Source organism: Chitinibacter tainanensis DSM 15459, from assembly GCF_000429785.1.
GTDB classification, from domain to species: Bacteria; Pseudomonadota; Gammaproteobacteria; order Burkholderiales; family Chitinibacteraceae; genus Chitinibacter; species Chitinibacter tainanensis.
In genome coordinates, this window is record NZ_AUCN01000009.1 from 234,405 (window position 1) to 253,252 (window position 18,848).

The 18,848-nt window shown below is 55.5% G+C and carries 13 protein-coding genes; 12 read left to right on the forward strand and 1 reads right to left on the reverse strand.

The features are described from left to right. Positions 1 to 212: 212 nt before the first annotated feature. The 7 genes from glgB (at position 213) to G482_RS0102320 (ending at position 12,148) form a co-directional block, all read left to right on the forward strand. Positions 213 to 2,396, forward strand: a complete 2,184-nt coding sequence (glgB, locus tag G482_RS0102290; RefSeq protein ID WP_028448663.1) for a 1,4-alpha-glucan branching protein GlgB — start codon at positions 213 to 215, stop codon at positions 2,394 to 2,396. Further along, the gene (gene glgX / locus G482_RS16990; RefSeq protein ID WP_051258660.1) at positions 2,396 to 4,450 is read left to right on the forward strand and encodes a glycogen debranching protein GlgX; all 2,055 of its coding nucleotides are present in this window, start codon (positions 2,396 to 2,398) and stop codon (positions 4,448 to 4,450) included. Before glgB ends, glgX begins: the two co-directional genes overlap by 1 nt. Before the next feature lie 38 nt (positions 4,451 to 4,488). After that, positions 4,489 to 6,120: an alpha-D-glucose phosphate-specific phosphoglucomutase gene (locus G482_RS0102300; protein ID WP_028448664.1), complete on the forward strand. Its 1,632-nt coding sequence runs from the start codon at positions 4,489 to 4,491 to the stop codon at positions 6,118 to 6,120. Between the two features lie 69 nt (positions 6,121 to 6,189). Next, entirely contained in the window at positions 6,190 to 7,470 is a 1,281-nt protein-coding gene (glgC, locus tag G482_RS0102305) for a glucose-1-phosphate adenylyltransferase (protein ID WP_028448665.1), read from the forward strand. A gap of 81 nt (positions 7,471 to 7,551) precedes the next feature. Beyond that, positions 7,552 to 8,985, forward strand: coding sequence for a glycogen synthase GlgA (gene glgA, locus G482_RS0102310; protein ID WP_028448666.1), 1,434 nt, complete (start codon positions 7,552 to 7,554; stop codon positions 8,983 to 8,985). A 34-nt stretch (positions 8,986 to 9,019) separates the two neighbouring features. Then, positions 9,020 to 11,482 (forward strand): glycogen/starch/alpha-glucan family phosphorylase, encoded by a 2,463-nt coding sequence (glgP, locus tag G482_RS0102315; RefSeq protein ID WP_373277550.1) that lies wholly within the window; start codon positions 9,020 to 9,022, stop codon positions 11,480 to 11,482. Positions 11,483 to 11,584: 102 nt separating this feature from the next. After that, positions 11,585 to 12,148: an NUDIX domain-containing protein gene (locus tag G482_RS0102320; RefSeq protein ID WP_051258661.1), complete on the forward strand. Its 564-nt coding sequence runs from the start codon at positions 11,585 to 11,587 to the stop codon at positions 12,146 to 12,148. A gap of 241 nt (positions 12,149 to 12,389) precedes the next feature. Here the strand turns inward: G482_RS0102320 and cysB are convergent, their stop codons facing one another. Beyond that, a complete protein-coding gene (cysB, locus tag G482_RS0102325; RefSeq protein ID WP_028448669.1) occupies positions 12,390 to 13,328 on the reverse strand; it encodes an HTH-type transcriptional regulator CysB in 939 nt (312 codons plus the stop codon). Between the two features lie 118 nt (positions 13,329 to 13,446). On the opposite strand from cysB, the gene G482_RS0102330 reads away from it, so the two are divergent. The 5 genes from G482_RS0102330 (at position 13,447) to G482_RS0102350 (ending at position 18,806) form a co-directional block, all read left to right on the forward strand. Next, on the forward strand, positions 13,447 to 14,232 hold the full coding sequence (locus G482_RS0102330; protein WP_028448670.1) for a sulfite exporter TauE/SafE family protein: 786 nt from the start codon (positions 13,447 to 13,449) through the stop codon (positions 14,230 to 14,232). Between the two features lie 35 nt (positions 14,233 to 14,267). Continuing rightward, positions 14,268 to 14,954 (forward strand): phosphoadenylyl-sulfate reductase, encoded by a 687-nt coding sequence (locus tag G482_RS0102335; protein ID WP_028448671.1) that lies wholly within the window; start codon positions 14,268 to 14,270, stop codon positions 14,952 to 14,954. Positions 14,955 to 15,213: 259 nt separating this feature from the next. Then, positions 15,214 to 16,092 (forward strand): glucosamine kinase nucleotide-binding domain-containing protein, encoded by an 879-nt coding sequence (locus G482_RS0102340; RefSeq protein WP_028448672.1) that lies wholly within the window; start codon positions 15,214 to 15,216, stop codon positions 16,090 to 16,092. Between the two features lie 25 nt (positions 16,093 to 16,117). After that, positions 16,118 to 16,858 (forward strand): GntR family transcriptional regulator, encoded by a 741-nt coding sequence (locus tag G482_RS0102345; RefSeq protein ID WP_197053876.1) that lies wholly within the window; start codon positions 16,118 to 16,120, stop codon positions 16,856 to 16,858. A gap of 697 nt (positions 16,859 to 17,555) precedes the next feature. Continuing rightward, a complete protein-coding gene (locus G482_RS0102350; RefSeq protein WP_034618640.1) occupies positions 17,556 to 18,806 on the forward strand; it encodes an ABC transporter substrate-binding protein in 1,251 nt (416 codons plus the stop codon). The last annotated feature ends 42 nt before the right edge of the window (positions 18,807 to 18,848 follow it).

Sequence of the window (18,848 nt, forward strand, 5' to 3'; positions counted from 1 at the left end):
TATGCGTAAATTTTATGGCGGTAAAATGACGGTCAAGCTTGAGTCTGGCTGTTGCAATTTCCGCCTGCTGCGTACGGGAAAGCTAGCATTGTGCTGCGTGAATGTGGCATTTTTCTGTCAGTACGTCGTGCTTTTCCAACATGCTGGCGCAGTGCCCGCGGCTTTGCCGCGCTGCAGCCAGCCCGCTTTGCCCCGCCTGAGAGGTTGTTTGCATGTCTGTTTCCCCTGCCGATATCGATGCCCTGTGCCAGGGCTTGCATGCCGATCCGTTTGCGCTGTTGGGCATGCATACCGATGCTGAGGGCGTGTGGGTACGGGCCTGGCTGCCGGATGCCACCGCGTGTGCGGTGGTCGAGGCCAAAACTGGCCGCAGCCTTGTGCAGCTAGCGCAGCTCGATGCGCGCGGGTTTTTTGCCGGCCTGATCCCGCGGCGTAAAAATACCTTTGCCTACCAGCTGGATGTGCAATGGGGCGAGCAGACTCTGCGGCTGGAAGACCCGTATCGCTTCGGCCCGGTGCTGGGCGAGCAGGATGTATGGTTTCTGGCCGAAGGTAGCCAGCGCCGCCCGTTTGAGCGTTTGGGTACACATTGGGCCGAACGCGAGGGCGTGGCAGGTTTTAGCTTTGCCGTATGGGCGCCCAATGCGCGCCGGGTGTCAGTGGTGGGGGACTTTAATGGCTGGGATGGCCGTCGCCATGTGATGCGGCTGCGGCGCGAATGCGGCGTGTGGGAGCTGTTTCTGCCGCAGGTGGAGGAAGGCCAAGCGTATAAATATGAAATCATCGATCAACATGGCCAGCTGCAGCTCAAGGCCGACCCCTATGGCTTTGCCGCCGAAATGCGCCCCGCTACCGCCTCGCGCGTAGCGCGGCTGCCGGCCTGGATTGAGCACAGTGCCACGCGGCAAGCCGCGAATGCGCTGAATGCGCCGATCTCGATTTATGAAGTGCACTTGGGCTCGTGGCGCCGCCGCCCGCAAGAGGGTAATCGCTGGCTGAGCTACCGCGAGTTGGCGGTCGAGCTTGTGGATTACGTGGCCGAGATGGGTTTTACCCATCTGGAATTACTGCCAATCAATGAGCATCCTTTTGATGGCTCTTGGGGGTATCAGCCGCTAGGGCTTTATGCACCTACTTCCCGCTTTGGTACCCCGGAGGAGTTTCGCGCTCTGATCGAAGCCGCCCACGCCAAAGGGCTGGGGGTGATCCTGGATTGGGTGCCGGGGCATTTTCCCACCGATACGCACGGCCTGGCGCAATTTGATGGCTCGCATCTATACGAGCACAGCGACCCGCGCGAGGGCTTTCATCAGGATTGGAACACGCTGATCTACAACTTTGGCCGCAATGAAGTACGCAATTACCTGATCGGCAACGCGCTGTACTGGTTGGAGCGCTTCGGTATTGATGGCCTTAGGGTGGATGCAGTGGCCTCGATGCTGTATCGCGATTATTCGCGCAAAGAGGGTGAATGGATTCCCAACCAATTTGGCGGTCGCGAAAACCTCGAAGCCATCGATTTTATGCGGCGCATGAACGAAGTGGTGGGCGTTGAGCGCCCGGCGGCCATGACCTTGGCCGAAGAATCCACTGCCTTTCCGGCTGTTTCGCGCCCACCGGCGATGGGCGGGCTGGGCTTTCATTACAAATGGAATATGGGCTGGATGAATGACACGCTGGCCTATATGCGGCAAGACCCGGTGCATCGCAAATACCATCATCACCATATGACTTTCGGGCTGGTGTATGCGTTTAGCGAGAATTTCGTGCTGCCGATTTCGCATGATGAAGTGGTGCACGGCAAAGGCTCGATGCTCGCCAAAATGCCGGGCGATTGCTGGCAGCAATTTGCCAATCTGCGCGCTTACTATGCCTTTATGTGGGCGCACCCGGGTAAAAAGCTGCTGTTTATGGGCTGCGAATTTGCCCAGGGCCGCGAATGGGATCATGACCAGAGCCTGGATTGGCATTTGCTGGATGATCCGGCCAATGGCTGGCACCGCGGCGTGCAGCAATTGGTGCGCGATCTGAACCATACCTATCGCGCCCATCCGGCTTTGTATGAAATCGATTTTGATCATCGTGGCTTTGAGTGGATCAGCCATGAAGATGCCGAGCATTCGGTATTTAGCTTTCTGCGCAAAGCGGAAAACGGCGATTTTCTGCTAATTGTGAGTAATTTCACCCCGGTTACCCGCCATCATTACCGCTTGGGTGTGCCGCGCGCGGGCGTTTATCACGAAATCTTGAATACCGATTCGCAATATTATGGCGGCAGCAATCAGGGCAATCTGGCCATCGCCAGCGAGCCGCACCCGGCACATGGTCGGGCTGATTCGCTGCGGATGACGATTCCGCCGCTGGCCACCGTGTATCTACGCTGGAGTGCGCACTGATGCGTGACAGCTGGCCAGCGCAACTTGCTACCGGGGCGGCGTATCCGCTGGGCGCCTCCATCACGGCGGCCGGGGTGAATTTTGCGGTGTTTAGCCAGCATGCCGAGCGCATTGCGCTGTGCCTGTTTAGCGCCGATGGCCAGCAGCAAATTGCCAGTTGGCCTTTACCCGGGTGCACCAATGGCGTGTGGCATGGCTTGTTGCCGGGGGCGATGGCGGGGCTGGTGTATGGTTTTCGCGCCGATGGGCCGTATCAGCCCGCACAGGGCGCGCGGTTTAATCCGGCCAAGGTTTTGCTCGACCCCTATGCGCGCGCGGTGGTGGGGCAGGGTGATCAGCTAGATACCTCGTTTGGGTATCTGGCTGCAGATCATAATCAAGCTGATCTACAAGACAATACCCTAACAGCAATCAAGGCCGTGGTATGTGACGAGCCTTTTGCCTGGGGCGATGATACGCCGCCGCGAACGCCGTGGGCGCACACCGTATTGTATGAAGCGCATGTGCGCGGCCTGACGCAATTGCAGCCACAGATCGAGCCCGCGCTACGTGGCAGCTATGCGGCGGTGGCGCATCCGGCGATGCTAGCGCATTACCGTGCGCTGGGCGTCACTGCGATTGAGCTGTTGCCGGTGCAATTACACCTGGATGAGCCCCGCTTGCAGGCGCTGGGCTTGGTGAACTACTGGGCCTACAACACGCTGGGCTTTTTTGCCCCTGAGCCCAGTTATTGGTCGGGTCGCGCCGGCACAACGCCGCTGAGCGAATTCCGGCAAATGGTGCGCGACCTGCATGCGGCGGGCTTGGAAGTGATTCTGGATGTGGTCTACAACCACACCGCCGAAGGTGATGCACTGGGGCCGACGCTGGCTTTTCGCGGGCTGGATAATCAGAGCTATTACCACCTGCATGGCCAGGGGGAATACACCAACTGGAGTGGCTGCGGCAATGTGCTGGATTTAAGCCACCCCCGGGTGGTACAGCTGGTGCTCGATAGCCTGCGCTATTGGGTAAGTGAATGCCACGTGGATGGCTTTCGCTTTGATCTGGCGCCGATACTGGGTCGGGTGGATGGGCAGTTTAGCGCCTGGGCGCCCTTGCTGACGGCGATTGGCCAAGACCCGATTCTGGCGCCTTGCAAACTGATTGCCGAGCCGTGGGATATTGGCCCCAATGGCTACCGGCTAGGGCAGTTTCCGGCTGGCTGGAGCGAATGGAATGATCAATACCGCGATGTGCTGCGGCAGTTCTGGCTGCACGGTGGCGTCAGCCGGGCGCTCCTGGCCCGCCGCTTTGCCGCTAGTAGCGATTATTTTGCCCACAGTGGCCGTGCGCCACAGGCCAGCGTGAATTTTCTAACCGCGCACGATGGCTTTAATCTGCGCGATTTACTCTCGTATGCGCACAAACACAATGCCGCTAATGGTGAAGACAATCGCGATGGGCATAACCACAATCTGAGCTGCAATTTTGGCCACGAAGGCGCTAGCGCTGATTCTGTAGTGCAGGCCCGCCGGCTGCGGATGGCCAAAGCCCTTTTGGCTTGCCTGCTACTCAGCCAGGGCACGCCGATGCTGCTGGCCGGTGATGAGCTGTGGCACACGCAGCAAGGCAATAACAACGCCTATTGCCAGAATAATGAGCTGACCTGGCTTAATTGGCAGCAGCCCGAGCAGGCCGCTTTGTGCGACTGGATCAGCAAAATGCTGCAAGTGCGCCAGCAGTGCGCCGCTTTGCGCGATAATCGCTGGTGGCAAGGGGTGGTGCAAGATCAAGGTTGGCCCGATGTCAGCTGGCTGCTGCCGGCTGGGGGTGAGTTCGCTGCCGCCGACTGGGATGACCCGGCTGGCCGCGCACTGCAAATCGTGCTCAGTGGCCAATTTCTGCTGCAACTGAATGCCGCCAACCAGCCGCAGGCTTTTACGCTACCGGCTGGGCGCTGGGAGCTCGTGGCTTGTGCTGCGGATGATGCGGCGATCGAAGTGGCTGCGGGCAGCGTGCGGATTTACCGGCAGGCCGATTATAGACCGGGCCACCCCGGCAAGATTAAGTAATGAAATTAAGAAATGAATCAATCAGGGAACAAATCACAATGACAATTCAAACCATCGCGACACAAGCCTTTAGTGGCCAGCGCCCGGGGACGTCCGGCCTGCGCAAAAAGGTAACGGTGTTTCAGCAGCCGCATTATTTAGAAAACTTTGTGCAGGCGATTTTTGATGTGGTGCCCGAGCTGCAAGGCGGCACGCTGGTGCTGGGCGGCGATGGCCGTTATCACAATCGCGCGGCGATCCAGACCATTTTGCGGATGGCGGCGGCCAATGGGGTGGCGCGGGTGTTGGTGGGGCAGGGCGGTTTGCTGTCGACCCCGGCGGTGAGTTGCGTGATTCGCAAGCATGGTGCGGTGGGCGGGATTGTGCTGTCGGCCTCGCATAATCCGGGCGGCCCCGAGGGTGATTTCGGCATTAAATATAATGTGACCAACGGTGGCCCCGCCCCCGAGAAAATCACCGAAGCCATTTACCAGCGCACCACGTCTATTGATACCTACCGGGTGTATCAAGCTACAGACGTTGATATTGAAAACATTGCGAGCTATACCATCGGCGAGATGCAGGTGCAGGTGATTGATTCGGTGGCCGATTATGCCGAGCTGATGGAAAGCCTGTTTGATTTTGCCGCGATTCGCAACTGGTTTGCCGCCGGCCACCGGATGCGTTTTGATGCGATGTGCGCTGCTTCTGGCCCTTACGCCACGCGCATTCTCGAAGGCCTGCTCGGTGCGCCGGCCGGCACCGTGGTGAATGGCACCCCGCTGGAGGATTTTGGCGGTCTGCATCCGGATCCGAATCCGGTGTATGCCGAAGCACTGGTGCAGCAAATGTTCGCCGCGGATGCGCCCGATTTTGGCGCCGCCAGCGATGGCGATGCCGACCGCAATATGATTGTGGGCCGGCAATTTATTGTGACCCCATCCGACAGTCTGGCCGTCATGGCCGCCAATGCCACGCAGGTGAAAGGCTATGCCGGTGGGATCGCTGGGGTGGCGCGCTCAATGCCCACTTCGTGTGCTGTTGATGCCGTGGCCAAACGCCTGGGCTTGCCGTGCTTTGAAACGCCAACCGGTTGGAAATTCTTTGGCAATCTGCTCGATGCCGGCAAAGTAACGCTGTGCGGTGAAGAAAGTTACGGCACGGGTTCGGGTCATGTGCGCGAGAAAGATGGCGTGTGGGCGGTGCTGTTCTGGCTCAATCTTTTGGCGGTTACTGGCAAATCGGTGGCCGAGCTGGTGAGCGAGCACTGGCAAACCTATGGCCGGCATTTTTATTCCCGCCATGATTACGAAGCGCTGGATACCGAAGCCGCCAATGGCCTGATGGCGCATTTGCGCGGCCAATTGGCGCAGCTGGCTGGCCAAACCATCGCTGGGCAAGCCATTGCCAGCGCCGATGATTTTGCCTACGACGATCCGGTGGATGGCTCGCGCAGCGAAAAACAAGGTATCCGCATTTTGCTGGCCGATGGTAGCCGGGTGGTGTTCCGCCTCTCGGGCACCGGCACTGAAGGCGCCACGTTGCGTGTGTATCTGGAGAAATACGAGGCTGATGCCAGCCAGCATGGCGTCGCCACCCAGACCGCACTGGCGGGGCTGATCGCGCTGGCTGATGCCGTGGCACAAATCCGTCAGCGTACCGGCCGCGAACAACCTACCGTGGTGACCTAAACACCCGGCTTTCAATTCATAGCGCAGTGGGCCCGCCAATGCCGGCGGGCCGCGACAGGAGAGGCAAGAATGGAAGTGCAATTAATCGATAAAGCCACGCTAGCCCGGCAATTGCCAGGCCGCGCCGTGGCGCTGGTACTGGCAGGTGGTCGTGGTTCACGCTTAAAAGCCTTGACCGATCACCGCGCCAAACCGGGGGTGTATTTTGGTGGCAAATTCCGCATTATCGATTTTGCATTATCCAACTGCATTAACTCGGGCATTCGCCGCATTGGGGTGATTACCCAGTACAAATCGCATTCGCTGATGCGCCACCTGCAGCGCGGCTGGTCTTTCCTGCGCAATGAAATGAATGAGTTTGTTGATGTTTTGCCGGCGCAGCAGCGGGTGAATGAAGAGCATTGGTATCGCGGTACGGCCGATGCGATTTACCAAAACCTGGATATCTTGCGCAATTACCGCTCAGATTATGTGGTGATTCTAGCGGGGGATCACATCTACAAAATGGATTACTCGCGCATGCTGGTCGATCACGTGTTGCTCGGGGCCGAGGTGAGTGTGGCGTGTATCGAAGTGCCGCGCGAAGAAGCTTCGGCCTTCGGGGTCATGGCGGTGGATGAAACGCGCAAGATCACCGATTTTGTGGAAAAACCGGCCAACCCGCCGGCCATGCCCGGCAATGAGGCGGTCTCGCTCGCCTCGATGGGGATTTATATTTTTAACACGGCCTACCTCGAGCGCCTGCTGGAAGAAGACATCCAGGTTGAGGGCTCGAGCCACGATTTTGGTAAAGACCTGATCCCGAAAGCCGTGAGCGAAGGCAAAGCCTTTGCCCATCCGTTTAGCCTTTCATGCGTGCAAACCGAATCCGGCGGCAACCCCTACTGGCGTGATGTGGGGACGGTGGATGCCTACTGGGCTGCCAATCTTGATCTGGCCTCAGTCACCCCTGAGCTGGATGTCTACGATCAAAGCTGGCCGATCTGGACATTGCAAGAGCAGCAACCACCGGCCAAGTTTGTGCAGGATCGCAACGGTAGCCACGGTATGACGCTCAATTCGCTGGTGTCTGGCGGTTGTATTGTGTCCGGCTCACTGGTGATTAATTCGGTGCTGTTTTCGCAGGTGCGGGTGCATTCGTTCTGCACGATTGATTCGGCGGTGATTTTGCCGGAAGTGGTAGTGGGGCGCGGTTCGCGGTTGCGCCGCTGCGTGATTGATCGCGGCTGCCAGATTCCGGAAGGCACAATTGTGGGTGAGAACGTAGAGGAAGATGCGCGCCGTTTCTACCGTACCGAAACCGGGGTTACCCTGATCACCAAAGACATGCTGGCCAAACTGCCGGCCTAAATGCCACAGCGGTTTCATTTAGCGCGCAGATAATGCTGCGGATGGGCCTTGGCCCGAGCTAACTTCTGCAAAGGATCGAGAATGCGAATTCTGCAAGTGTGTGCCGAAATGTTCCCGCTGCTGAAAACTGGCGGCCTCGCTGATGTCACCGGTGCACTGCCGGCGGCTTTGGGGCAGGTGGGGGAAGAAGTCCGGACTTTGTTGCCGGCTTTCCCCGCGCTGCTCGCCGCGGTGGAGATTCGAGGCGAAGTGACCCAGCTAGATGGCTTGGGCACGCCGTGCCGACTACTCTTTGGGGAAACGGCAGCGGGGCTGGCGGTGTATTTACTCGATGCGCCGCATTATTACGATCGCCCTGGTAATCCATACCAAGCGGCCAATGGCGAGGCCTATGCCGACAATGCCGAGCGCTTTGCGCTGCTAAGCTGGGCCGCAGCCCAGTTGGCGCAAGGCGTCGATCCGCTCTGGCAGCCGCAGTTGGTGCATGCCCATGACTGGCATGCTGCCCTCACGCCGGCCTATCTGGCCGCCGCGGGCCGGCCAGTGCCGTGCATCTACACGATTCATAATCTGGCCTATCAGGGCGTATTTGCAGCCGAAACGTTTGCCCGCCTGCAATTACCTGCCGAATTTTTTGCGGTGGATGGGCTGGAATACTATGGCCAGCTGTCGTTTATGAAGGCGGGCATTGTGTATGCCGACCGCGTAACAACGGTGTCGCCAAGTTACGCGCAAGAAATCACCACCGCCGAGCAAGGCTGCGGGCTGGATGGCTTGTTGCGCAGTCGAGCCGCGGTATTGGCGGGGGTGCTCAATGGCGTGGATCCGGCCGTTTGGCATCCCGCCACCGATATCGCACTGGTGGCCAATTACAGCGCTGATAAACCCGCCGGCAAAGCCAAATGCAAAGCCGCCCTGCAAGCCCAGCTGGGGCTGAATGTGCAGGATGACGCCCCGCTGTTTGTGGTGGTGAGTCGCCTGACCGAGCAAAAAGGGCTGCAGCTGGTGCTGGCGGCGCTGCCGGAAATCACCTTGCGCGGTGGCCAGCTCGCTGTGCTGGGCAGTGGCGATACTTCGCTGGAAGAAGCCTTTGTTGCAGCGGCACAAGCGAATCCGGCGCAAGTGGCCGTAAAAATTGGCTACGATGAAACGTTTTCGCATCAATTGATCGCCGGCGGTGATGTGATCATGGTGCCAAGCCGATTCGAGCCGTGTGGCCTCACGCAATTGTATGGCCTGCAATACGGCACCTTGCCGCTGGTGCGGCGGGTGGGCGGCCTGGCCGATACGGTGGCCGATTGCAGCTTAGAGAATTTAGCCGAGGGTATTGCCACCGGCTTTAGCTTTGATGGGTTCTCCAGCCAGGAACTCACCCGGGGTATCAAGCGCGCCTTCGCCCTGTGGGCGCGCAGTAAAGAATGGAAGCAAGTTCGCAAAACCGCCATGCAGCAAAATTTTGGCTGGTCAGCGGCCGCTGCTCAGTATCAAGCGTTGTATCAGCAAGTTAGTGCCTGAACCGGGCGAATCATCGCCAAACCCGCAACACGGAGTGTCACGCATGAGTATGCCGTTTCAATACGATGTTACCGATCGCCACGATGTGGCCGCGATCAAGAAAGCCATTGCCAATAAACTGATGTACACCATCGGGAAAGATCCGATCGTGGCCCAGCCCAAAGACTGGCTGGATGCGACCTTTCTTACCGTGCGTGACCAGATGGTCGAGCGCTGGATGCAAACCACCCGCGCGCAATATTCGCAAGATGTGAAGCGGGTGTATTACCTCTCGATGGAATTTCTGATCGGGCGAGCGCTCTCTAATGCTTTGCTGGCGCTGGATATGGAAGATACCGTGCGCAGTGCGCTGGATGACATGGGCGTGGATTACGACGATCTGGTGCATCTGGAGCCTGATGCCGCCCTGGGTAATGGTGGTTTGGGGCGTCTGGCCGCGTGTTTTCTCGATTCAATGGCCACGCTGGGTATCCCTGGCATGGGTTACGGTATTCGCTATCAGTTCGGGATGTTCAAGCAGCGGATTATCGAAGGCCGGCAGGTGGAAGTGCCCGATACCTGGCTGGGCTCGGTGAATATCCTCGATTTCCCGCGCGACGAAGTCTGCTACCGGGTGCGCTTTGGTGGCCGGCTAGAAAGCGATGGCAGCAAAGTGCGCTGGATTGATACCCATAATGATGTGCTGGCGGTTGCGCACGACATCATTATTCCCGGCTATGACACCATGGCCACCAATACCTTGCGCCTGTGGACCGCACGCTCGACGCGCGAAATCAATCTGTCGAAATTCAATGAGGGCGATTATTTCTCGGCTGTGGCGGAGAAAAACGTCTCGGAAAACGTCTCGCGCGTGCTGTATCCCGATGACTCTACCTACAGCGGGAAAGAGCTGCGCTTACGCCAAGAATATTTCTTCTGCGCGGCCAGTATTCAGGACATTATTCACCGCCACCGGATGAACCACGAAACGCTGGATAATCTGGGCGAGAAAGTCGCGATTCACCTGAACGACACCCATCCCGTACTGGCCATCCCCGAATTAATGCGCGTGTTGCTGGATGAAGCCAATTACAGCTGGGATGAAGCGTGGGCGATTACCAGCCAGGTATTTAGCTACACCAATCACACTTTGATGTCTGAGGCGCTGGAAACCTGGCCGGTGGATATGCTCGGCCATCTGCTGCCACGCCATCTGAAGATCATTTTTGATATCAACGATAAATTCCTCAAAGACGTCAGCACCCGCTTCCCCGGCGATTTTGATTTGCTGCGTCGCGTGTCATTGATCGAGGAGCATGGCGAGCGTAAGGTGCGTATGGCGTATCTGGCGGTAGTGGCCAGCCATACCATCAACGGGGTATCGGCCCTGCATTCCGATCTGATGGTGGAATCGATTTTTGCCGATCTGGCCAAGGTATACCCGGCGCGGTTTACCAATGTCACCAATGGTGTGACGCCACGCCGCTGGCTGGCGCTGGCCAATCCGTCGCTGTCGACCTTGATCGACCGCGAAATTGGCCACACTTGGCGCGTGCGGCTGGATGAGCTCAGCGAGCTGAAAGCCCATGCTGATTTTCCGCAGTTTGTGGCCGATTTTCGCGCGGCCAAGCATGCTAATAAAGAGCGGCTGGCCCGCTTTGTGGCGCGCCGCCTGGGCGGGGTGATTAACCCCGATGCGCTCTTTGATGTGCAGGTGAAGCGCATTCACGAATACAAACGGCAATTGCTGAATGTGCTGCATGTGATTACCCGCTACAACCGCATTCTGGCCAACCCCGACGCCCCGATCCAGCCACGGGTGGTGGTGTTTGCCGGTAAAGCTGCTTCGGCCTACAAAATGGCCAAGCTGGTGATTCAGCTGATTAACGATGTGGGCATCAAGATCAATAATGACCCACGAGTGGGCGATAAGCTCAAAGTGGTGTTTATTCCAAATTATTCGGTGAGCCTAGCCGAAGTGATTATCCCTGCCGCTGATCTGTCCGAGCAGATTTCCACCGCCGGCACCGAAGCCTCGGGTACCGGCAATATGAAATTTGCCCTCAATGGCGCGCTGACCATCGGCACGCTGGATGGGGCCAATGTGGAAATGCAGGCGGCGGTGGGCGAAGAAAATATCTTTATTTTTGGCAATACCACCGAGCAAGTGAATGCCCTGCGCAAAAATGGCTATCAGCCACGCGCGATTTACGAGCATAACGCCGAGTTGCGCGAAGTCCTGAATCAGCTCGCCAATGGTTTCTTTAGCCCGCAAGAGCCAGAGCGCTATCGCGTGATTTTTGATGTGTTGGTGAACTGGGGCGATCATTATCAGCTGCTGGCCGATTATGAGTCGTATATTGCCACCCAGGAAAAAGTGGATGCGCTGTATGCCAAACCGGATGAATGGGCGAAAAAAGCCATTCTGAATGTGGCCGGAATGGGGCGTTTCTCGTCCGATCGCACCATCAGCGAATACGCTGCGCAAATCTGGCATACGACCCCGGTCAAACTTTAAGCAGGTATTTCGCGGTAAACTCAACGGCAACCCTTCGCGGTTGCCGTTGGCTTATTGACCCCGCCGCGTAGCATTTGATGATCTCTGTGGACTAACTCGCTAATGCCTTTAATTGAAGACCTGCAAGACCCCAAGCTACTGGAAGCCACGCTCGAAACCCAACGGGTATTCGATGGCAATCTATTGCACGTCAACCGCGATACCGTCGGTTTGCCCGATGGCAGCACCGCCACGCGCGAATACATCTTGCACCCTGGCGCGGTGATGATTATTCCGGTACTGCCCGATGGCCGCTTGCTGTTGGAGCGCCAGTATCGTTACCCGCTGCATCGGGTGTTTCTGGAATTTCCGGCCGGCAAGCTTGAAGCGGGCGAAGATGCGCTACTGTGTGCCCAGCGCGAATTGCTGGAAGAAACGGGCTACACCGCCAGCGAGTGGGAATTTCTAGGCGTCTTGCATCCAATCATCAGCTACACCGACGAAGAAATTCGCCTTTTCCTCGCCAAAGGCCTGACCGCCGGAGAAGCGCAACTGGACGAAGGTGAGTTTGTTGAGTGTGTGGCGGTGAGTATGGATGAGCTGGTGGCCGGTGTGCTTGATAGCACTATCACCGATGCCAAAACCGTTAGCGGCATTTTCTGGGCGCAACAAAAAGGCCTGCGTTAAGCAGGCCTTGGCTGGCAAAGCCGCGTGGCTGTCAGGGCTGCCACGGGCTTGATCCGCTCGGCTTAGAAAAGCTGATTATGCGCCGCGCTAGCATGATCAATTTTCCCAAGATCTTAATCCTACGCGGCTAGCAATTCGGGATGTCAGAGCTCTGGCTCGCTTGAACGTTGTCGTATTTGATTGTTAAGGGTATATGTACATAGGCCTTTTTAAATAAGGCCTGCAGCAATATACCCTTAGTTTATTCCTCGGCCACTTCGCACAGCAGCGCGTCTTGCACCACTTCGCGCGTGAGGTGCGGCGCGAAGAGGGCGATGAAATCAAAGGCGTAGCCGCGCAAATAGGCATCTTTGCGCACCCCGATGTGGGTGGTGGATTTTTCAAACAAATGCGAGGCGTCGATCGCTACCAGATTTAGATCGCGTTCCGGCTCGAAAGCCTGGCTGGCCAGAATCCCAACCCCCAAGCCCAGCTCGACATAAGTTTTAATAATGTCCGAGTCAATCGCGGTGAGGACGACATTGGGCTCCAGCTGCAGAGCCGCGAAGGCGCGATTGATTTTCGAGCGGCCAGTGAAGGCAAAATCGTAGGTAATCAGCGGCCAGGCGGCGATGTCATGCATGCTCAGCGGGCGGTTTAGCTGGGTAAGTGGGTGGCCTTTTGGCACGATGATGCAGCGGTTCCAGTCATAGCAATCAAGCATCGCCAGCTCGGGATAATGGTCGATCCCCTCGGTGGCGATGGCTAGATCGGCACTGCCATCGACGACCATCTCGGAAATTTGCGTCGGGCTGCCCTGCTTAATCGAAAGCCGTACTTTCGGATAGCGCTGCAAAAAGGCCTGAATCACTTTAGGCAGCGCATAGCGCGCCTGCGTGTGGGTGGTGGCAATGGTAAGGCTGCCGTTTTCCACCTGCACAAATTCTTCACCGATGCGTTTCAGATTTTGCGATTGCATCAAAATCCGCTCGGCAATGCGCAAAATTTCGCGGCCAGGCGGGGTGATATCGACCACGCGCTTGCCATTACGGATAAAGATTTGTACGCCCAGTTCATCTTCCAGCAAACGGATTTGCTTGGAGATCCCCGGCTGGGACGTATGCAACTTCTCGGCGGCCTCCGAGACATTAAGCCCCTGTTTGGCCACTTCGACCAGGTAGCGCAACTGCTGCAATTTCATCCCATCTCTCCGCTAAGAACAATCGCTTATAACATACTAACAGAATAATCTAAGGCGATCTAAATGTCGCGGTTATGATGATGCTCTTCAAAAAATAAGTATTCAACAGGGTTGCGAGATGGAAGTCGCTTGGTATGGTTTTGTGATCGCCGGCTTGGTGGTGGGCTTTATTGTCGGCATGACTGGCGTAGGCGGCGGCTCGCTGATGACCCCGATTTTGCTGTTTTTCGGCATTAACCCTGCCACGGCGGTGGGGACTGATCTGCTGTATGCCGCGATTACTAAATCAGGCGGTATTTATGTGCATCAGAAAAACAAAAACATCGACTGGAAAATCACCGGCTGGCTAGCTTTAGGGAGTGTGCCGGCGGCTGCGCTGACCTTGCTGGTGCTGCACCAGCTGCATGCGGATACCAAAGCCGTGAACGCTGCGATTAAGCATGGCCTGGGGATCGCCTTGCTCTTTACCGCGGTGGCGATTGTATTCAAACAGCAGTTGGTGGCCTTTGCGCAACGCCATGCCGGGGATGCTTTTCATGCCAGCGGCCCACGGCTCAATCTCCTGACTGTGCTAGTGGGGGTACTGCTGGGGGCGATTGTGACGCTGACTTCAATTGGCGCCGGCGCACTGGGCACGGTGGCGCTGTTTATTCTTTATCCTTTGCTGCCGACCAAACGGCTGGTTGGTACCGAAATCGCCCATGCGGTGCCGTTGACACTCGTGGCAGGGTTGGGGCACGCCGGGATGGGGAATATGGATTGGAGCTTGCTGGGCTTTTTGCTGATGGGCTCGTTGCCGGGCATTTATCTGGGGAGCCACATCACGGGGCGGGTGTCTGATGGTATCCTGCGCCCCTGTCTGGCCGTTATGCTGGCCTTTATTGGCTGGAAGCTGGTGTTTTAAGCCAAGCTGCACACTTTGCATAGGGAAGAATAAAGATGGATTTTGAACAGAAACTGCAAGAAACCTCCGCCTTGCTGCAAAAAATCGCCAGCGATTTCGCGCCGGCGGTCTTTGCCAACTCATTCGGCGCCGAAGACATGGTGATTACGCATCTGATCGCCAAGCTTAATTTGCCGATCCAGATTTTTAGTTTGGATACTGGGCGTTTGCCAGCTGAAACCTACACGCTGATGCAGGAAGTGGCGCAGCACTATCCAACCCACCCGATTAAAGTGTATTTCCCTGCAACGGCTGCGGTTGAGCAATATGTGAATCAGCACGGTATTAATGCGTTTTATGAATCGGTAGAGCTGCGCAAAAGCTGCTGCCATATTCGTAAAATCGAGCCATTGCAACGGGCGCTGAAAGGGCAGACAGCGTGGGTAACGGGTTTGCGTCGCCAGCAGTCGCCCACCCGCACTGATCTGGGCTATCAGGAATACGATAGCGGCAATGGGCTGGAGAAATTCAACCCACTGATCGAGTGGACCGAGAAAGAAGTTTGGGCCTATATCCGCGCGCAGAATATTCCCTACAATAAACTACATGATCAACACGTACCATCAATTGGCTGTGCGCCCTGTACGCGGCCGATTGCCATGGGCGAAGATGTGCGCGCAGGCCGCTGGTGGTGGGAAAATCCAGATTCAAAAGAATGTGGTCTGCACGTAAAAAAAATCTGAAGCCCTTTTGGCTCAGCGCAAAATGCCTCGCAATCGCGAGGCATTTTATTTGGTGCAGTAATTGACACCAAGTCAGCACATCTCTAAATTGGTATGCATGTGCCTGCGCTAACGCATGTGATGAGCGATGCGTAGAGCCTTAATTTCCATGCATAAACACAGAAGCCCCTGATTAACTACAGCAAACTGGTCTGCAAGTGGCGTAACCGAGTTTGAGCGTAGCGACAGGGGCAATTCAAATCGCACAAGGGGAATGTGAATGAGTCAAATCGAATATCTGATCGGGGTAGATGGGGGCGGTACGGGAACCCGGATCACGATCGCTAAGCTGGACGGCGTTGAACTTGTGCGCGCGGAAGCGGGGGCTTCTGCACTCGGGCAAGGGATTGATAAAGCCTGGGCCAATATTACGGCAGCGATTAAAGATGGTTTTCATAAGCTGGGTCTGGGCGAGGTTGACTTTGCCCGCTGTGCGGTTGGTTTTGGTTTGTCAGGCGTTACGGTTAAAGCTTGGGCGGATGAATTCATCGCTAAAAACCCTGGCTTTGGCCGCATCATTGTGGAGACCGATGGCTATTCAACCTTGCTCGGTGCTCACAATGGTGACTACGGCGCGATCATCGCAATTGGGACCGGCTCGATTGGTGAGGCCTGGCTGCCCAGTGGCGAGCGCTTGGAAGTCGGTGGTTGGGGTTTTCCCACTTCCGATGAAGGCTCGGGCGCTTATTTGGGTCTGAAAGCCATTAATCATGTGCAGCGCATTATGGATGGTCGTCGTCCATTGACTGATTTTGGCCGCAAGCTGCTGAGCATTACTGGCGATACGCGTGAGCAGGTTTTTGCCTGGATGGGCAAGATGAAGCAGGGCGAATGCGCGTCGCTCTCACCGGTGGTGGTGGAATTTGGGCAAAGTGATGAGGTCGCCAAGTCTTTCCTCCTGGATGCGGGGCAAGAGATTGTCAATATCGCCAGTGCACTGCGCGCTAGTGCCCCAGAGCTACCCATTGCTATCTGTGGCGGTGGTCTTTCAGAAGCATTGCGCCCGTATATTCCGGCGGACTTCTTGGCCACCACTTCGCGCCCACAAAAAGATTCATGTGCGGGTGCTTTAATCTTGATCGCTCGTGAATATCGCTAATTTGTAGGTCAGTGAAGGAAGCAGGATGCAGAATCTGAATAAGCTGCTGGTACTCAAGCCGGACAACGACAGCGCGACACCGCTCTATCTTCAATTCGGCCATAAACTGGCGGCCGCCATTCATGCGGGCTTTTGGAAGGCGGATGATCCGCTTCCTTCCGAGCGGACTTTTTGCGATGTGCTGGGTATTTCAAGGGTTACCGCCCGTAAGGCGCTCGACCTATTGTTCGAGCAAGGCTTGATTTTACGGCGACAAGGCTCGGGTACTTATATTACTCCCAAGCTCGAGCAGCCCTTAACGCGACTTACCAATCTATCCGAAATGCTCAAGCAACGCGGTTTTCGGCCTTCATCGAAGTGGCTGAAGCGCGAAATCATGTTGGCCGGTTCCGAAGAGCTATTGCGCTTGAATCTGAGTCCCAATAGTCGGATCGCCTATTTGGAGCGCTTGCGGCTGGCAAATGATGTGGTCATGGCAGTCGAGCGCACAGCCTTGCCGTACCATTATGTGCCAGAGCCAGAAAAAATCGGCGAATCACTGTATGACTTCCTGCGCGAAGCCAATATCAGCGTGGTGCGTGCTATTCAAAACATTGGTGCCGTCAATGCTAGTGATGAAATGGCCAAGTTAACCGGGGTAGAGCCGGGCGCTGCGATGCTGCATTTAACTCGGGTCGGCTATTTGGAAGATGGCTCGGCCGTGGAGTTGACTCACTCTTGGTTCCGTAGTGACTACTATGACTTTGTAGTCGAGCTGTATCGTTAGTCACGTTTGTCGGCCCAAAACCAAACGCACAAGCCTTGCTTGTGCGTTTTTTTTCACTTTGTTGCATTGATGATACAAAAAAACACGTGATTTTCGACCTTCAGGAAGCCGGTTTGCGCTTGTGCTTGTCATATTTTTTCGGGTGGTCTAGTTCGACTGTCGGCGTTTTTGATGTAATTCACTTGCTTTTTGGTGTGTAATTTTTCAGTTGTTGCACCAAAGTTGTGCTGCTACTTGCGGCTTAGAGTGATGATTTACTGGGGAAAACTGTGTGACTGGTCTTTTTGGAATGTAGTCGTGCATCTTTGTAGGGGTTTTTTCCTACATCGATTTACTTATGCCGATGGATTAGCCGCTAGAAGATCACCCCGAAATGTCGTTTGCCGCACCCAAGAAAGCGTTTTTTGCGTCATTACGCTGGTACACCGGCCAGATGAATTGGGGTAATCTTGCTCCTGAAGTTTTAGAGCAGGCATCAAAAACGGTGTCCGGATCAGTGAGAACCAAGCAGAATAAGGTTCATTCATGCTGACTCGATATGACGGTTTTTTGTAGGTTTTGCCCTGTATCAAACAGGTTTCAACCTTTCAATAATCGTGTTGACTCTGAAATTTATTCTGCTTTAAAGTAGTTTCGCAGTTGTTAAACAGTTGCGACCCCAGTGTTGCACGTACTCATGTCCATGTTAGGAGTTGTTATGAACTTTAAGCGTTCTGTTATCGTTGGTGCTACCCTGTTTGCTGCATCAATCGTTTCTGCTCAAGCTGCAACTAAAGTTGAGTTCTGGTCTCACTCTCTGGCACCAACTTACGATGCATACCACAAACAAGTGGTTGAAAAATTCAACTCTACCAACAAAGACATCCAAGTTGTTCAGAAAGACCTTGGCTGGGGCGCAATGAAGCCTGCAATCGTAGCTGCGGTTGCTGAAGGTAACGTTCCAGGTCTGGCTCTGGTTCCAACTAACTGGATGGTTGAAATGGCTCCTAAGCTGTTGACTCCAGTTGACAGCATCATCAACAAATCACAGTACACCGCTGCTGCTCTGGCTAACGCGACTACTGACGGCAAAATCTACGGCTTCCCTTCATACCAAGTGACTGCCGTAATGGTTTACAACAAAGACATCCTGGCTAAAGCTGGCGTTAAACCAGAATTCAAAACTCTGGACGACGTATTTGCCGCTGCTAAGAAAATCAAAGCTGCAACTGGCAAACCAGGCTGGGCGCCAAAACTGCAAGACGGTTTCACTGGCTGGTTCATGTTTGAAGGTCTGCCAGTTATCCAAAACGGCAAAGCTGTTTACAACAGCCCAGCTCACGTAGCTCTGGTTCAGAAATTCGCTGATGCTTACAAAGAAGGCACCATCGTTAAAGATACTAACCTGACTTTCGACGAACAAATCGCTATGTTCGCGAACGGTGGCGTTGGTATGTTTGCTGAAGGCGGTCACGCTGTTAAGAAAATTAAAGATGCTAACCCAGCCGCTTACAAAGCAGCTGACGTTACCACTTTCCCATTGGGTGACAACGGCAAACTGGCATTCGGCGGCTGGACTACTATGTACGTAGTGCCAAAAGGCCAGAAAGACCTGAAATCAGTAGGTGTGGTTGGTAACTTCATCACTGGTGAGTGGGCTCAAGAGCAATTCGCTAAAGCTTCTTACACATTCGCTTCTACTAAGAACGCTAATGCTGCAGCAGCTAAAGACCCATCTCTGAACGACATGACTGACCCAGGCAAGAAAGCATTCAAAATGGGTGGTCTGGTTATCGACAAAACTCGTCACCTGTTCCTGAAAGATCTGCCAGGCAACGTGGATGAAGGCGCTCTGTCTAAAGCCATGGACGAGAAAATCGAAGCTGCTCTGCAAGGCCGTATTTCTGTGAAAGACGCGCTGGACCAAGCAGTTGCTGATTCAAACAAACGTCTGTCTGCTGCTAAATAATTTAGCGTAGATCGATAATAAACGGCGAATGCGCGAGCATTC

Excerpts from the sequence above, each read along its gene's own strand:
- G482_RS0102350 (WP_034618640.1), top strand. The coding sequence starts at position 17,556 with ATGAACTTTAAGCGTTCTGTTATCGTTGGTGCTACCCTGTTTGCTGCA.
- G482_RS0102340 (WP_028448672.1), top strand. The coding sequence starts at position 15,214 with ATGAGTCAAATCGAATATCTGATCGGGGTAGATGGGGGCGGTACGGGA.
- G482_RS0102345 (WP_197053876.1), top strand. The coding sequence starts at position 16,118 with ATGCAGAATCTGAATAAGCTGCTGGTACTCAAGCCGGACAACGACAGC.
- G482_RS0102300 (WP_028448664.1), top strand. The coding sequence starts at position 4,489 with ATGACAATTCAAACCATCGCGACACAAGCCTTTAGTGGCCAGCGCCCG.
- G482_RS0102335 (WP_028448671.1), top strand. The coding sequence starts at position 14,268 with ATGGATTTTGAACAGAAACTGCAAGAAACCTCCGCCTTGCTGCAAAAA.
- glgA (WP_028448666.1), top strand. The coding sequence starts at position 7,552 with ATGCGAATTCTGCAAGTGTGTGCCGAAATGTTCCCGCTGCTGAAAACT.
- glgC (WP_028448665.1), top strand. The coding sequence starts at position 6,190 with ATGGAAGTGCAATTAATCGATAAAGCCACGCTAGCCCGGCAATTGCCA.
- G482_RS0102320 (WP_051258661.1), top strand. The coding sequence starts at position 11,585 with ATGCCTTTAATTGAAGACCTGCAAGACCCCAAGCTACTGGAAGCCACG.
- G482_RS0102330 (WP_028448670.1), top strand. The coding sequence starts at position 13,447 with ATGGAAGTCGCTTGGTATGGTTTTGTGATCGCCGGCTTGGTGGTGGGC.
- cysB (WP_028448669.1), bottom strand. The coding sequence starts at position 13,328 with ATGAAATTGCAGCAGTTGCGCTACCTGGTCGAAGTGGCCAAACAGGGG.
- glgX (WP_051258660.1), top strand. The coding sequence starts at position 2,396 with ATGCGTGACAGCTGGCCAGCGCAACTTGCTACCGGGGCGGCGTATCCG.
- glgB (WP_028448663.1), top strand. The coding sequence starts at position 213 with ATGTCTGTTTCCCCTGCCGATATCGATGCCCTGTGCCAGGGCTTGCAT.